The sequence below is a fragment of the Pseudomonas sp. BT-42-2 genome (genome assembly GCF_025847435.2).
Taxonomy (GTDB): Bacteria; Pseudomonadota; Gammaproteobacteria; order Pseudomonadales; family Pseudomonadaceae; genus Aquipseudomonas; species Aquipseudomonas urmiensis.
Window position 1 is genome coordinate 1 of sequence record NZ_JAOYTM010000024.1, and the last position, 14325, is coordinate 14325.

Below are 14325 nucleotides of genomic sequence, written 5' to 3' on the forward strand. Positions count from 1 at the left end.
TCGGCGCAGCCGAAGGCGCGAGATGTAGATTTGCGCAGCAAATCGTAGGCCGCGCGGGCCCGGAAGGCACCGAAGCGAGGGGACCCGGAGCGTAGCGGAGGGCCGGATGGTGGAGCGCAGCCTTTTTTGGTTACTTTTTGGGGCGTTTGCCAAAAAGTGACCCGCCGTAAGGGCGGAAAGGTGATTCAGCGCCACCCTCGCCAATGGATATGCTCAAACCTCTAAAAGCCCAAGCCCAAGCCCAAGCCCAAGCCCAAACCCAACCTCAGTTCAAAATCACCACCGCCGGATACTCATGCAACTGCGCCGAAGTCATATGAGCCAACGCCCGCAACGTCTCCAGCGGCTGATCCAGCCGATAATTCCCGGTCACCGCCACATGATCCAGTTGATCATTGCGATTGATGATCCACCCAGGGTAGTACCGCCGCACCTCGGCAAGCACCTGGCTCAACGGGCAGTTCTCGAACACCAGCCGCCCATCGACCCAGGCCAGATCCTTGTGCATGTCAGGCCGCAACCGCTCACCGAAGCCCTGCGGACCAACGCTGATGCTGTCACCGGCCGTGAGCCGGATACGCTGGTCACTCGCCGCCTGCAGGTCGACATCCCCCCGCTGCACGCGAACCTGCGCCTCGCCATCCAGGTAACGCACCGCAAAATCAGTGTCGCGCACCTGCGCCCGCAGCGGTCCGGCTTGCACTTCAAGAGGTAATTGGCTGCCCCCGCTCACCTGAAAGTACGCCTCACCCTGCAGCAGCCGGGCGACTGGCCGGCCATCGCGCAGACCGCTGGCAAACGCCGAATTGGTGTTGAGCAAGACCTTGGCCCCATCATCCAGCTGCAAGCGTTGGCGCTCGCCAACCACGGTCAAGTGATCGGCCTGCAAACGCACCGGCAGGTTGCCAAAAGTGAACAGCCCGACCAGCAGCACTGCCGCTGTCGCCAGCGGTTTCCAGTGGCGGCGAACACGTGCGCTCAAGGCGTTGCGGCGGCTTTGATGAATCTGCACGGCGGCCTGGCGCAGGGGCGCGCCATTCCACAAGGCCTCTGCTTCGACGTAGGCCTCGGCATTCTCCGGCGCGGCACTGAGCCAGGCCTCGAACTCATGGGTGTCTGCTTGGTTGGCGCATTGCAGGCGTACCAGCCAGTCCAGCGCCTCGTCCATGGCACGGGCGCGGGTATCGGGCCCGGCGGGTGATGGGCGGGGGGCGGGGCGGTCGGTCACGGGTGATCCTTGCGATGAGCGTTTTTTGCAAATGATCATGGCTGCGCCGGGGCAAGGCAAGCGCTTTGCCAAACCCAGGCGGCGAGCGGTCGGCTCACTTGAGTCGATCGGCTACACCCATGCAGATGGCCATGATCAGTTTCAGTTCCTTCTGAACTGTGCTGGCCGAGACGTTCAACTGCTCGGCGATTTCCATGTAGCTGGCGCCATGCAGGCGGCTGAGGATAAAAATCTGCTGCTGGCGCGAGGTCAGCTGGCTGAGGCTTACACTCAGGTGCTTGAGCAGTTGCTCGGCGTGGGCGGCGTCCTCGCTGCTGCTGGCTGGTGCGGCAACGTTGTGCAGCACTTGCTCGGGCACGTCGTCGACCAGGGTCCGCGCCTGCACCCGGCGGGCGCGCAAGTGATCGAGGGCGAGGTTGCGCGCAGTCTGGAAGACGAACGGCTCCAGATGCTCGATCGGCCGCTCGCCCAAGGCCCGGGTGACCCGCAGGTAAGTCTCCTGCAGCAGGTCTTCCGCCGTGCTGGGGTTGCCCACCATGCCCTGTAGCGTACGCAGCAGGCTGAGACGCTGGGAGAGAAAAACGGTGTTGAAGCGAGACTGACTCACGGGGAAACCTGACCGATGCGGATGAATGATAATGCTTATCATCCATGCTATTGGTCAAGCCTTGCTCAGGTAAAGAATTGGTAAGGTGATGTTTGCAGAGGTGGGATCGGGCGGCTGGGTGAGAAGAGGCTCGCTCGCGATAGCGCTGGATCTGACGGCGCTATCGCGGGGCAAGCCCGCTCCCACGTACTCTGGTTCTCACATCGCCTGGCTTGGGCCTAGCGTGCGCTACACAGCGCCAGGCAGTTATCCAGCATGCGGTTGGAGAAGCCCCATTCGTTGTCGTACCAGGCCAACACCTTAAGCATGCGGCCATAGGCGCGGGTGTGGTTGGCGTCGAAAATCGACGACAGCGGGTTGTGGTTGAAGTCGCACGACACCAGCGGCAGGGCGTTGTAGCCGAGCACACGAGAGTGGCGACTGGCCTCGAGAAACAGCTGGTTGACCTCTTCGGCGCTGGCCTCGCGCTTGAGGTTCACGGTCAGGTCGACCAGCGACACATTGATCACCGGCACCCGCACGGCCATGCCGGTGAGCTTGCCGGCCAGCTCCGGCAGGACCAGGCCGACCGCCTCGGCGGCGCCGGTCTTGCTGGGGATCATCGACTGGGTCGCCGAGCGCGCGCGGAACGGGTCGCTGTGGTAGACGTCAGTCAGCACCTGGTCATTGGTGTAGGCATGGATGGTGGTCATCAGGCCTTGCTCGATACCGAACTCACGGTGCAGCACCTGGGCAATGGGCGCCAAGCAGTTGGTGGTGCACGAGGCGCTGGAGATGATCTGGTGCGAGGCGCGCAGCACGTCATGGTTGACGCCGTACACCACGGTGGCATCGACGCCCTTGCCCGGCGCCGAGATAATCACTTTGCCCGCGCCGGCACTCAGGTGAGCAGCGGCCTTGGCACGCTCGGTGAACAGGCCGGTGCATTCGAACACCACGTCGATTGCCTCGGCCTTCCACGGCAGTTCGGCCGGATTGCGGATGGCGCTGACGGCGATGCGGTCGCCATTGACGGTCAGGCTCTCGTGATCGGCCTCGACCTGGGCGTCGAAGATGCCGTGCACGCTGTCGTACTTGAGCAGGTGGGCGTTCATTGCGCTGTCACCCAAGTCGTTGATTGCGACGACCTGCAGGTCCTGGCGGTAGCCTTGGGTATAGAGTGCGCGCAGGACGTTGCGTCCGATGCGGCCGAATCCGTTGATGGCGATGCGAAGGGTCATGGCAATACCTCTGGCAGTCGGGTGAAGGCTGTGGCACAAGGTCTGTAGCCAAATAAAGCGTCTTCACTGAAACGGTTTTGTTATTGGAATTACAAGATTATGCGTTGCGGGATAGAAAACAAGCCCTTTTGATGGCAGTATTTTGTTTAAACATACAACGAGTGGTCGGGCGAGCTTCTTCCGCGTTGCACCAGGCACCTTTACCTTGAGCCTAGGTCGCAATCGTTTGGAGGGGAAATGCCGCTTCAGACCACCCTTACAGTCAGCCTGGAGTCCAGTACATGCACCCGCGCATCCTTGAGGTCACCCAACGGCTGACCGAACGCAGCCGTCCCACCCGTGAGCGCTACCTGCAACTGATTCGTGGCGCGGCCAGCGATGGCCCCATGCGTGCCAGCCTGCAGTGCGCCAACTTCGCCCATGGCGTGGCCGGTTGCGGTGCCGAGGACAAGCACAGCCTGCGCATGATGAACGCGGCCAACGTGGCGATCGTCTCGGCCTATAACGACATGCTCTCGGCGCACCAGCCGTACCTGCATTTCCCCGAACAGATCAAACAGGCACTGCGCGAGATCGGCTCGGTCGGCCAGTTCGCTGGCGGTGTGCCGGCCATGTGCGATGGCGTGACCCAGGGCGAGCCGGGCATGGAGCTGGCCATCGCCAGCCGCGAAGTGATCGCCATGTCCACCGCGATTGCCTTGTCGCACAACATGTTCGATGCCGCGTTGATGCTCGGCATCTGCGACAAGATCGTCCCGGGCCTGATGATGGGCGCGCTGCGCTTCGGCCATCTGCCGACCATTTTCGTCCCCGGCGGGCCAATGCCTTCGGGCATTTCCAACAAGCAGAAGGCCGACGTGCGCCAGCGCTATGCCGAGGGCAAGGCCAGCCGCGAGGAACTGCTCGAGTCGGAGATGAAGTCTTACCACAGCCCTGGCACCTGCACCTTCTATGGCACCGCCAACACCAACCAACTGGTGATGGAAGTGATGGGCCTGCACCTGCCCGGCGCCTCGTTCGTCAACCCCTACACGCCACTGCGCGACGCCCTGACGGCCGAGGCGGCGCAGCAAGTGACGCGGATGACCAAGGCCAGCGGCAGCTTCATGCCGTTGGGTGAGATCGTCGACGAGAAGGCGCTGGTCAACTCGATCGTCGCCCTGCACGCCACTGGCGGCTCGACCAACCACACCCTGCACCTCCCGGCGATCGCTCAGGCAGCAGGCATCCAGCTGACCTGGCAGGACATGGCCGACCTCTCCGAGGTGGTGCCGACCCTGTCGCACGTCTATCCGAACGGCAAGGCCGACATCAACCATTTCCAGGCAGCAGGCGGTATGTCGTTCCTGATTCGCGAGCTGCTCGATGCCGGGCTGCTGCATGAAGACGTCAACACCGTGGCAGGCCACGGCCTGCGCCGCTACACCCAGGAGCCGTTCCTTGAGGATGGCCGTTTGGTCTGGCGCGAAGGCCCATTGCAGAGCCTGGATGAAGACATCCTGCGCCCGGTATCTCGGCCATTCTCCGCTGAAGGCGGCCTGCGGGTCATGGAGGGCAACCTTGGCCGCGGGGTGATGAAAGTCTCTGCCGTGGCGCCTGAGCATCAGGTCGTCGAAGCGCCGGCGCGGGTGTTCCATGACCAGCAGTCGCTGGCCGATGCCTTCAAGGCTGGCGAGCTGGAGCGCGACTTCGTCGCCGTGGTGCGCTTCCAGGGGCCGCGCTGCAATGGCATGCCTGAGTTGCACAAGCTCACGCCGTTCCTCGGGGTGTTGCAGGATCGCGGTTACAAGGTGGCACTGGTGACCGATGGACGCATGTCCGGCGCATCGGGCAAGATCCCGGCAGCCATTCACGTCTGCCCGGAAGCCTATGATGGTGGCCCGCTGGCGCGCGTGCGTGATGGTGATATCGTGCGGGTCGATGGTGTCGAAGGCACCTTGCAGCTGATGGTCTCGGCCGACGAACTGGCCAGCCGCGAGCTGCCAGCCGCACCGCTGGGCAATGACCTGGGCTGTGGTCGCGAGCTGTTCGGCTTCATGCGTGTGGCGTTCAGCCCGGCCGAGCAGGGCGCCAGCGCCTTTACCTCTGGCTTGGAGAAGCTCAAGTGAAAGACCTGCTGGTTGGCGACATTGGCGGTACCAACGCACGTTTTGCCCTGTGGCGCGACAACCAGCTGCACGCCGTGCAGGTGCTGGCCACCGCCGACTACACCAGCCCCGAGCAGGCAATCGAAGCCTATCTGCGTGAGCAAGGCATAGCCCGTGGCGGCCTGGCGGCGGTGTGCCTGGCGGTGGCTGGGCCGGTGGATGGCGATGAGTTTCGCTTCACCAACAACCACTGGCGGCTGAGCCGCAAGGCGTTCTGCCAGACCCTGCAAGTCGAGCACCTGCAACTGATCAATGATTTTTCCGCGATGGCCCTGGGCATGACCCGCCTGCGCGATGGCGAGTTTCGCCAGGTGTGCGGCGGTGCTGCCGACCCGAGCCGTCCGGCGCTGGTGATCGGGCCTGGCACCGGCCTTGGCGTGGGCAGTTTGCTGCGCTTGGGTGAGCAGCGCTGGCTGGCGTTGCCAGGGGAGGGCGGCCATGTCGACCTGCCGGTGGGCAACGCGCGTGAGGCGGCCATTCACCAGCAGATTCATCGGCAGATCGGCCATGTCAGCGCCGAAACCGTGCTCAGTGGTGGTGGGTTGGTGCGCTTGTATCAGGCGATCTGTGCCTTGGATGGCGAGGTCCAGCGGCACACGACCCCGGCGCAGATCACCGATGCGGCTTTGGCCGGTGAGCCACGGGCGTTGGCGGTGGTCGAGCAGTTTTGCCGGTTCCTTGGGCGGGTAGCGGGGAACAATGTCCTGACCCTGGGCGCGCGAGGAGGGGTTTATATCGTTGGCGGTGTGATTCCGCGCTTTGCCGAGTTGTTTCTGGGCAGTGGCTTTGCCGCGAGTTTTGCCGACAAGGGGTGCATGAGTGGGTATTTCAGCGGTGTGCCGGTATGGTTGGTGACGGCTGAGTTTTCCGGCTTGCTAGGGGCCGGTGTCGCTCTGCAGCAAACGTTGGAACATTGATATCTTGGATCCGCTTTGCGGCCCTTCGCGGGCCAGCCCGCGCCCACAAGGATCACGCTGAGCCCTGTGGGAGCGGGCTGGCCCGCGAAGGACCGCAAAGCGGACCCATCTAGCGGTCACACAACAACAGCGGGCATTCAGACCCGCGCTGACCAGGGGAAGGGATTTTTGTGAGCACTGCCGCCCGATCGATCCTGATGGTCGATGACGACCAGGAAATCCGCGAACTGTTACAAACCTACCTCAGCCGCTCGGGCTTTCAGGTCCGTGCCGAAGCCGATGGCCAAGGCTTTCGCCAGGCCCTCGACAGCGCACCCTGCGACCTGGTGATCCTCGATGTCATGCTTCCCGACGAAGACGGCTTCAGCCTGTGCCGTTGGGTCCGCCAGCATCCGCGCCTGTCGCGGGTGCCGATCATCATGCTCACCGCCAGCTCCGACGAGGCCGACCGGGTCATCGGCCTGGAACTGGGCGCTGACGATTACCTTGGCAAACCGTTCAGCCCTCGCGAGTTGCAGGCCCGCATCAAGGCCCTGCTGCGCCGCGCCGAATTTGGCCAGGCTGCACCGAGCAGTGCGGTGCTGGCCTTTGACGACTGGCGTCTGGATACCGTCAGCCACCGCTTGTTCCACCGCGACGGCGAAGAGGTGATCCTCTCCGGCGCCGACTTTGCCTTGCTCAAGCTGTTTCTCGACAATCCGCAGCAGATCCTCGACCGCGACACCATCGGCAATGCCACCCGTGGGCGCGAGCCGATGCCGCTGGACCGCATCGTCGACATGGCGGTCAGCCGCTTGCGCTCACGCCTGCGCGACACCGACAAGCCGCCGCGCTTGATTCGCACCGTACGGGGCAGCGGCTACTTGTTGGCGGCACATGTCTGCCCCGCTAACTGAGCGGCGTTGGCGCCTGCTGCCGCGCTCGTTACTGGGGCGGATGCTGCTGCTGACGTTGTTGGTAGTGCTGCTCGCCCAGGGTTTGTCGAGCCTGATCTGGGTCGCGCAACTGCGCGCCAGCCAGCTGCAGGGGCTGCGGGCCAGTGCCAGTAGCCTGGCCCATTCGATGAGTGCCAGCGTCAGTTATTTTCGCTCGCTGCCAGTGGCCTACCGGCCAATGGTGCTCGACCAGTTGCGCAGTATGGGCGGCACGCGGTTTTTCGTTTCGCTCAACGAAAAGCCGCTGGACATGGCCGTGCTGCCGATCACCCCACGCAAGCAGGCCGTGATCGAGGTGTTCCAGCAGGTGCTACATGAGCGGCTCGGCCAGCAGATCGAAGTGTCCGTCGAGTTCGTCAGCCCCGATGAGCTGCGCATCTTCAACAGCGGGCTCAAGCTCGATGAACTGCCGCGCTCGTGGGCGCATTATTCGCTGACCCTCGAGCCGCTCAATCCGCCGGTGTTGGTGACGCAGATTCGCCTGGGCCAGGGCGAGTGGCTGTATATCGCCTCGCTGCTGCCCGAGCCCTATACCAGCCTTGAGGCCGAACGGCTGCCCCGTCAGCAGATGGGTTTCATCGCCCTGACCACCGCCCTGCTGTTACTGTTCATCGGCCTGCTGGTGCATTGGCAAAGCCGGCCCTTGAAGCGCCTGGCGCGGGCGGCGCGAGAGTTGTCGCTGGGCGCCGATGTAGCGCCGGTGGTCGAAGGTGGCGGCAGCGAAGTGGTCGAAGTGGGGCGCGCGTTCAACAGCATGCGTGAACGCATCAGTCGCTACCTGACGGAGCGCAGCCAGTTGTTCAGTGCCATTTCCCATGACCTTCGTACACCGATCACCCGCCTGCGGCTGAGGGTCGAGTTGCTCGAGGACGAGCGCCAGCAAGCCAAGTTCAGCCGTGATCTGGATGAGCTGGAGCTGCTGGTCAAAGGTGCCTTGCAGTGCGTGAAGGACACCGATATTCACGAGAACATCGAGCCGATCGACCTCAATCAAATGCTGGAGATCCTGGCTGAGCCGTATCTGGGTGATGGCCGCATTACCCTGGAGGGCAGTGCCCAGGCGCCTTATCCAGGCAAGGCCCTGGCGCTGCGCCGGTGCATTGGCAACCTGATCGATAACGCCATCAAGTACGGCGAGCGCGCGCATTTGCGCATCATCGATGGCGTCGAAGGGTTTGTCTTGCAGGTGGATGATCAGGGCCCAGGCGTGCCGCAGCAGCAGATGGAGCAGGTGTTCGAGCCGCACTTTCGCCTGGCGGGCAAGCAACAGGGTTATGGCTTGGGGTTAGGGATCGCACGCAACATTGCCCACAGTCATGGTGGCGAGGTGAGCCTGTTGAATTTGCGTGAGGGTGGGCTGCGGGTGACCTTGTGTCTGCCACGTACGCCTGAGTGACCTGACACTACAACGCCCAGAAAATGTCACCACGAGGTGACATTCGCCCAAGCCTTCGTGACACGGCGGCCACCGGGCGCTGGCTAGAATCTCGCTGCACGACAGGCATGTTGCCTGTCCTCGACAAGGACGAAGCAGGTCGATGCGCACCGATCAATTTCCGCTCACCCGTTCGCTCGATTCGCCCGCACATCTCACCTGGTTGCTGGCTGAAGGTCGACGGCTGGTCTCATTCGCCAAGGCTTCGCGACATGCCGAAGGCTTCGCCGGCCTCGATGCACTAGGGCGTTTGCCCAACGAGGCTATCGCCGAAACCATCATCACTGCGCGTATGACCCACTGCTTCGCCATGGCCCATGTGCAAGGCATTCCAGGCTGTTTGGCCCTGGTCGAGCATGGTGTGGCGGCCCTCAGCGGCCCACTCTGCGACGCCCGCTTCGGCGGTTGGTACGCCAAGCCCGCTCGCTATGGCGATACCGGCAAGGCTGCCTACCTGCATACCTTCGTCGCCCTGGCGGCCAGCTCCGCAGTAGTCGCCGGCAGCACTGCTGCGCCGCAGCTGTTACAAGCGGCAAGCGAGGTCATCGAAAGACATTTCTGGAGCGAAACGGAGGGCGCCCTGCGTGAAAGTTTCAGCCGCGACTGGCAGCAGGAGGAAGCCTACCGCGGCGCTAACAGCAACATGCACGCCACCGAGGCGTTCCTTGCCTTGGCCGATGTCACCGGCGACAGCGTCTGGCTGGACCGCGCGCTGAGGATCGTCGAACGCATCATCCAAGGCCAGGCGAAGGCCAACGGTTATCAGGTCATCGAGCATTTCGACCCGCGCTGGCAAGCACTGGCGCAGTACAACGCGGCGAACCCTGCCGATGGCTTTCGCCCCTATGGCATCACCCCCGGGCACGGCTTCGAATGGTCACGCTTGCTCCTGCACCTGGAGGCCGCGCGCCAGTTGGCCGGCCTGACCACGCCTGAGTGGCTGCTGGCCGCCGCCAGTGGCCTGTTCGACAGCGCCTGTGAACACGGTTGGCACGCCGACGGCGCCCCAGGCATCGTCTATACCCTGGATTGGGAGAAGCGCCCCGTAGTGCGCCAGCGTCTGCACTGGACCCACGCCGAAGCCAGCGCCGCCGCCGCAGCGTTATGGCGGCGCACCGGCGAGGCCCATTACCAGCGCTGGTACCACTGCTTCTGGGCGTTCATCGATAGCCACTTGATCGACCGCGCCGCTGGCAGTTGGCACCACGAGTTGGACCCAGGCAATCGGCCCAGCGCCAGCATCTGGGGCGGCAAACCCGACCTCTACCATGCCTACCAGGCCGTGCTGCTGCCTGCTTTGCCGCTGGCGCCCAGCCTGGCTACTGGACTTGCCCGGGCCAATGTAACCAAGTGATGACATTCGCACAGCGCTTCGTTACCTGGCGCCAGCCAAGGCGTTATTACACTGCTCTGCAACGCAAGCGACAGTCTTGCACTGCATAACAACAAGAAAGGTACTCCGATGACTTCGACTCTCCGCCTCGCCGCCGCGATCTCTCTTGCCTCGTTATTCCCCCTCAGCGCCCTGGCCGCCGACTCCAAAGGCAGCGTGGAAGTGGTGCATTGGTGGACTTCGGGCGGCGAGAAAGCCGCGGTCGACGTACTCAAAGCCCAGGTCGAGAAAGATGGGTTCACCTGGAAAGATGGCGCAGTTGCAGGCGGTGGCGGTGCAACGGCCATGACGGTGCTCAAAAGCCGTGCAGTCGCCGGCAATCCGCCAGGCGTCGCCCAGATCAAGGGGCCGGATATCCAGGACTGGGCCTCAACCGGGCTGCTCGACAGCGACGTGCTCAAGGATGTAGCCAAGGCTGAAAACTGGGACGCTCTGCTGGAGAAGAAGGTCGCTGACACCGTCAAGTTCGACGGTGACTACGTGGCGGTGCCGGTGAACATTCACCGGGTCAACTGGTTGTGGATCAACCCTGAAGTGTTCAAGAAAGCCGGTATCGACAAAACGCCGACCACCCTCGAAGAATTCTATGCCGCTGGCGACAAGCTCAAGGCCGCAGGCTTCATTGCGCTCGCCCATGGTGGCCAGCCGTGGCAGGACAGCACCGTATTCGAAGCGGTAGTGCTGTCGGTGATGGGGGCGGACGGCTACAAGAAAGCCTTCGTCGACCTCGATAACGCCACCCTGACCGGTCCGGACATGGTCAAGTCGCTGACCGAGCTCAAGCGAGTCGCGACCTACATGGATGCCGACGGCAAAGGCCAGGACTGGAACCTAGAGGCGGCCAAGGTCATCAATGGCAAGGCCGGCATGCAGGTCATGGGCGACTGGGCCAAGAGCGAATGGACCTTGGCCAAGAAGGTCGCCGGCCAGGATTACCAGTGCGTGCCGTTCCCTGGCACCGACAAAGCCTTCACCTACAACATCGACTCGCTGGTGGTGTTCAAGCAGAAGGATGCCGGTACTTCCGCCGGCCAGCAGGACATCGCCAAGGTGGTCATGGGCGAGAACTTCCAGAAGCTGTTCAGCACCAACAAAGGCTCGATCCCGGTGCGCAAGGACCTGCTCGCCGACATGGCCAAGCATGGCTTTGATGCCTGCGCGCAAACCTCGGCCAAGGACTTCCTTGCCGATGCCCAGAATGGTGGCCTGCAACCGAGCATGGCGCACAACATGGCGACCAACCTGGCGGTGCAAGGGGCGTTCTTCGATGTGGTGACCAACTACATCAATGACCCCAAGGCCGATCCTGCGGATGCTGCGAAGAAGCTCGGTGCAGCCATCAAGGCGGCGCAATAACACGCCTCTGAAGCCATCGCTGCTGCAACTTGCCCTTGCCATCCACTGAGGCGGCGGGCCGGCCTCTTCGCGGGCAAGCCCGCTCCTACAGGGATCGCGCTGCCTAGGCAATAAGCGCTCTTGCAGGGGCATCACTGACTGACAGGTATCGCAATCATGACTACCTTGACCGCCCAACTGCGGGCCTCACCCCTGGACGCCTTGCAGCGTTGGCTACCAAAACTGGTGCTGGCGCCGAGCATGTTCATCATCCTGGTGGGCTTCTACGGCTACATCCTGTGGACGTTCGTTCTCTCGTTCACTACCTCGACCTTCCTACCCACCTACAAGTGGGCCGGTCTTGCCCAATATGCCCGGCTGTTCGATAACGACCGCTGGTGGGTGGCGAGCAAGAACCTGCTGGTGTTCGGCGGCTTGTTCATCGGCATCAGCCTGGCGATCGGCGTGTTGCTGGCGGTGTTGCTCGACCAGCGCATTCGCCGCGAAGGTTTCATCCGCACCATTTACCTGTACCCGATGGCGCTGTCGATGATCGTCACCGGGACCGCCTGGAAATGGCTGCTTAACCCCGGCATGGGCCTGGACAAGCTGCTGCGTGACTGGGGCTGGGAGGGCTTTCGCCTGGACTGGCTGATCGACCCCGACCGGGTGGTGTACTGCCTGGTGATCGCGGCGGTCTGGCAGGCTTCGGGGTTCATCATGGCGATGTTCCTGGCCGGTTTGCGTGGGGTCGATCAGTCGATCATCCGCGCCGCGCAGATCGATGGCGCAAGCCTGCCGCGGATCTACTGGCAAGTGGTGCTGCCGAGCTTACGGCCGGTGTTCTTCAGTTCGCTGATGATCCTCGCGCACATCGCCATCAAGAGCTTCGACCTGGTCGCGGCAATGACCGCAGGTGGCCCAGGCTACTCCTCCGACCTGCCGGCCATGTTCATGTATTCCTTCACCTTCAGCCGCGGCCAGATGGGCATGGGCTCGGCCAGCGCGATCCTCATGCTCGGCGCGATCCTGGCGATCCTGGTGCCTTACCTGTACTCGGAATTGAGGACCAAGCGCCATGACTAATCGTCTCGACAAACCGGCGCTGAGCCTGAGCCGCATCGCCATTCACGCGGTGTTGCTGAGCGCTGTACTGCTGTACCTGGTGCCGCTGGTGGTGATGCTGCTGACCAGTTTCAAAACCCCGGAAGACATCGGCTCGGGCAACCTGCTGAGCTGGCCGACGGTGGTCACCGGCATTGGCTGGGTCAAGGCCTGGGCCACGGTCAGCGGGTACTTCTGGAACTCGATCATGATCACCGTGCCTGCGGTGCTGATCTCCACCACCCTCGGTGCGCTCAACGGCTATGTGCTGTCGATGTGGCGTTTTCGCGGCTCGCAGCTGTTCTTCGGCCTGCTGTTGTTCGGCTGCTTCCTGCCGTTCCAGACCGTGCTGCTGCCGGCCTCGTTCACCTTGGGCAAGCTGGGCCTGGCCAGCACCACTAGCGGCCTGGTGCTGGTGCATGTGGTCTACGGCCTGGCCTTCACCACGCTGTTCTTCCGCAATTACTACGTGAGCATTCCCGATGCCCTGGTCAAGGCGGCGCGGCTCGATGGCGCCGGGTTCTTCACCATCTTTGGGCGGATCATCCTGCCGATGTCGACGCCGATCATCATGGTCTGCCTGATCTGGCAGTTCACCCAGATCTGGAACGATTTCCTGTTCGGGGTGGTGTTCTCCAGCGGCGATTCGCAGCCGATCACCGTGGCCCTGAACAACCTGGTCAACACCAGCACCGGGGCCAAGGAATACAACGTCGACATGGCCGCGGCGATGATCGCCGGGCTGCCAACCCTGCTGGTCTACGTAGTGGCGGGCAAGTATTTCGTGCGCGGGCTGACCGCCGGCGCGGTCAAGGGGTAAGTCATGGCAACGCTCGAACTTCGCAATGTAAACAAGACCTACGGCACCGGCGTCCCGGACACGCTCAAGGACATCCAGCTGTCGATCAAGGATGGCGAGTTCCTGATCCTGGTCGGCCCTTCCGGCTGCGGCAAGTCGACCTTGATGAACTGCATCGCCGGCCTTGAAAGCATCAGTGGCGGGGCGATCCTGATCGACGAGCAGGACGTCAGCGGCATGAGCCCCAAGGATCGCGACATTGCCATGGTGTTCCAGTCCTACGCGCTGTACCCGACCATGAACGTGCGCGACAACATCGCCTTCGGCCTGAAGATTCGCAAGCTGCCCCAGCCGGCGATCGACGAGGAGGTGGCGCGGGTGGCCAAGCTGCTGCAGATCGAGCATCTGCTGACGCGCAAGCCGGGCCAGTTGTCCGGTGGCCAGCAGCAACGGGTGGCGATGGGCCGGGCGCTGGCGCGGCGGCCGAAGATCTACCTGTTCGACGAGCCGCTGTCGAACCTCGACGCCAAGCTGCGGGTCGAGATGCGCACCGAGATCAAGCTGATGCACCAGCGCCTGAAGACCACCACGGTGTACGTCACCCATGACCAGATCGAGGCCATGACCTTGGGCGACAAGGTGGCAGTGATGAAGGACGGCATCATCCAGCAGTTCGGGACGCCGCAGCAGATCTATAACGATCCGGCCAACCAGTTTGTCGCAAGCTTCATCGGCTCGCCGCCGATGAACTTCATCCCGGTGCGCCTGACCCGCCAAGACGGCCGCCTGCTGGCTTTGCTCGACAGCGGCCAGGCGCGCTGTGAGCTGCCACTGGGCGCGGCCACCGACGCCTTCGAGGGGCGTGAGGTGATTCTCGGCGTGCGCCCCGAGCAGATCAGCCTGGGTAGCGGCGAGGGCAACGGCCTGCCGGCAGTGCGCGCCGAGGTGCAGGTGACCGAGCCTACCGGGCCTGACCTGCTGGTGTTCGTCACCCTCAACCAGACCAAGGTCTGCTGTCGCCTGGCTCCGGATGTCGCCTGCCAGATTGGCGACAGCCTCAACCTGCAGTTCGATCCGGCGCGGGTGTTGCTGTTCGACGCGCAAAGCGGTGAGCGCCTGGACTTGTCCAGTGCCGCTGCGCCGCACAAGGACAATGTGGCTCGCTTCAAGGGCCGATAGATCGTCTACTTAAAAAACAAGAAAAG

12 protein-coding genes are annotated in these 14325 nt (G+C 63.1%); 9 read left to right on the forward strand and 3 right to left on the reverse strand.

The features are described from left to right. Positions 1-265: 265 nt before the first annotated feature. From OIU19_RS23410 to gap, 3 genes are all read right to left on the reverse strand, one after another. On the reverse strand, positions 266-1228 hold the full coding sequence (locus OIU19_RS23410; RefSeq protein WP_264237001.1) for a FecR domain-containing protein: 963 nt from the start codon (positions 1226-1228) through the stop codon (positions 266-268). A gap of 94 nt (positions 1229-1322) precedes the next feature. Further along, positions 1323-1835, reverse strand: a complete 513-nt coding sequence (locus OIU19_RS23415; protein WP_186556431.1) for an RNA polymerase sigma factor — start codon at positions 1833-1835, stop codon at positions 1323-1325. Between the two features lie 218 nt (positions 1836-2053). Next, positions 2054-3055, reverse strand: coding sequence for a type I glyceraldehyde-3-phosphate dehydrogenase (gene gap, locus OIU19_RS23420; RefSeq protein ID WP_264237002.1), 1002 nt, complete (start codon positions 3053-3055; stop codon positions 2054-2056). A 281-nt stretch (positions 3056-3336) separates the two neighbouring features. Between gap and edd the strand changes: the two genes are divergently transcribed. The 9 genes from edd to OIU19_RS23465 all read left to right on the forward strand — a co-directional run bounded on the left by edd (position 3337) and on the right by OIU19_RS23465 (position 14299). Further along, positions 3337-5163, forward strand: a complete 1827-nt coding sequence (edd, locus tag OIU19_RS23425; RefSeq protein ID WP_264237003.1) for a phosphogluconate dehydratase — start codon at positions 3337-3339, stop codon at positions 5161-5163. Beyond that, complete coding sequence (locus OIU19_RS23430) at positions 5160-6119, forward strand: glucokinase (protein WP_264237004.1); 960 nt, start codon at positions 5160-5162, stop codon at positions 6117-6119. The genes edd and OIU19_RS23430 overlap by 4 nt, the downstream gene beginning before the upstream one ends. Before the next feature lie 170 nt (positions 6120-6289). After that, the gene (locus OIU19_RS23435) at positions 6290-7015 is read left to right on the forward strand and encodes a response regulator (RefSeq protein ID WP_186556427.1); all 726 of its coding nucleotides are present in this window, start codon (positions 6290-6292) and stop codon (positions 7013-7015) included. Continuing rightward, positions 6996-8450, forward strand: coding sequence for an ATP-binding protein (locus OIU19_RS23440; protein WP_319004555.1), 1455 nt, complete (start codon positions 6996-6998; stop codon positions 8448-8450). Before OIU19_RS23435 ends, OIU19_RS23440 begins: the two co-directional genes overlap by 20 nt. A 142-nt stretch (positions 8451-8592) precedes the next feature. Beyond that, positions 8593-9843 carry an AGE family epimerase/isomerase gene (locus OIU19_RS23445; RefSeq protein ID WP_264237005.1) on the forward strand — a complete coding sequence of 417 codons (1251 nt, stop codon included), beginning with the start codon at positions 8593-8595 and terminating at the stop codon, positions 9841-9843. A gap of 108 nt (positions 9844-9951) precedes the next feature. After that, positions 9952-11238, forward strand: coding sequence for an ABC transporter substrate-binding protein (locus OIU19_RS23450; protein WP_264237006.1), 1287 nt, complete (start codon positions 9952-9954; stop codon positions 11236-11238). A 156-nt stretch (positions 11239-11394) separates the two neighbouring features. Further along, complete coding sequence (locus OIU19_RS23455; RefSeq protein WP_186556423.1) at positions 11395-12303, forward strand: carbohydrate ABC transporter permease; 909 nt, start codon at positions 11395-11397, stop codon at positions 12301-12303. After that, a complete protein-coding gene (locus OIU19_RS23460; protein ID WP_264237007.1) occupies positions 12296-13141 on the forward strand; it encodes a carbohydrate ABC transporter permease in 846 nt (281 codons plus the stop codon). Before OIU19_RS23455 ends, OIU19_RS23460 begins: the two co-directional genes overlap by 8 nt. Positions 13142-13144: 3 nt before the next feature. Next, entirely contained in the window at positions 13145-14299 is a 1155-nt protein-coding gene (locus OIU19_RS23465; protein ID WP_264237008.1) for an ABC transporter ATP-binding protein, read from the forward strand. Positions 14300-14325 lie beyond the last annotated feature (26 nt).

Bases quoted from the DNA above. Each gene is read 5' to 3' on its own strand.
- OIU19_RS23450 (WP_264237006.1), top strand. From the start codon at position 9,952: ATGACTTCGACTCTCCGCCTCGCCGCCGCGATCTCTCTTGCCTCGTTA.
- OIU19_RS23460 (WP_264237007.1), top strand. From the start codon at position 12,296: ATGACTAATCGTCTCGACAAACCGGCGCTGAGCCTGAGCCGCATCGCC.
- OIU19_RS23455 (WP_186556423.1), top strand. From the start codon at position 11,395: ATGACTACCTTGACCGCCCAACTGCGGGCCTCACCCCTGGACGCCTTG.
- OIU19_RS23465 (WP_264237008.1), top strand. From the start codon at position 13,145: ATGGCAACGCTCGAACTTCGCAATGTAAACAAGACCTACGGCACCGGC.
- OIU19_RS23445 (WP_264237005.1), top strand. From the start codon at position 8,593: ATGCGCACCGATCAATTTCCGCTCACCCGTTCGCTCGATTCGCCCGCA.
- OIU19_RS23440 (WP_319004555.1), top strand. From the start codon at position 6,996: ATGTCTGCCCCGCTAACTGAGCGGCGTTGGCGCCTGCTGCCGCGCTCG.
- edd (WP_264237003.1), top strand. From the start codon at position 3,337: ATGCACCCGCGCATCCTTGAGGTCACCCAACGGCTGACCGAACGCAGC.
- gap (WP_264237002.1), bottom strand. From the start codon at position 3,055: ATGACCCTTCGCATCGCCATCAACGGATTCGGCCGCATCGGACGCAAC.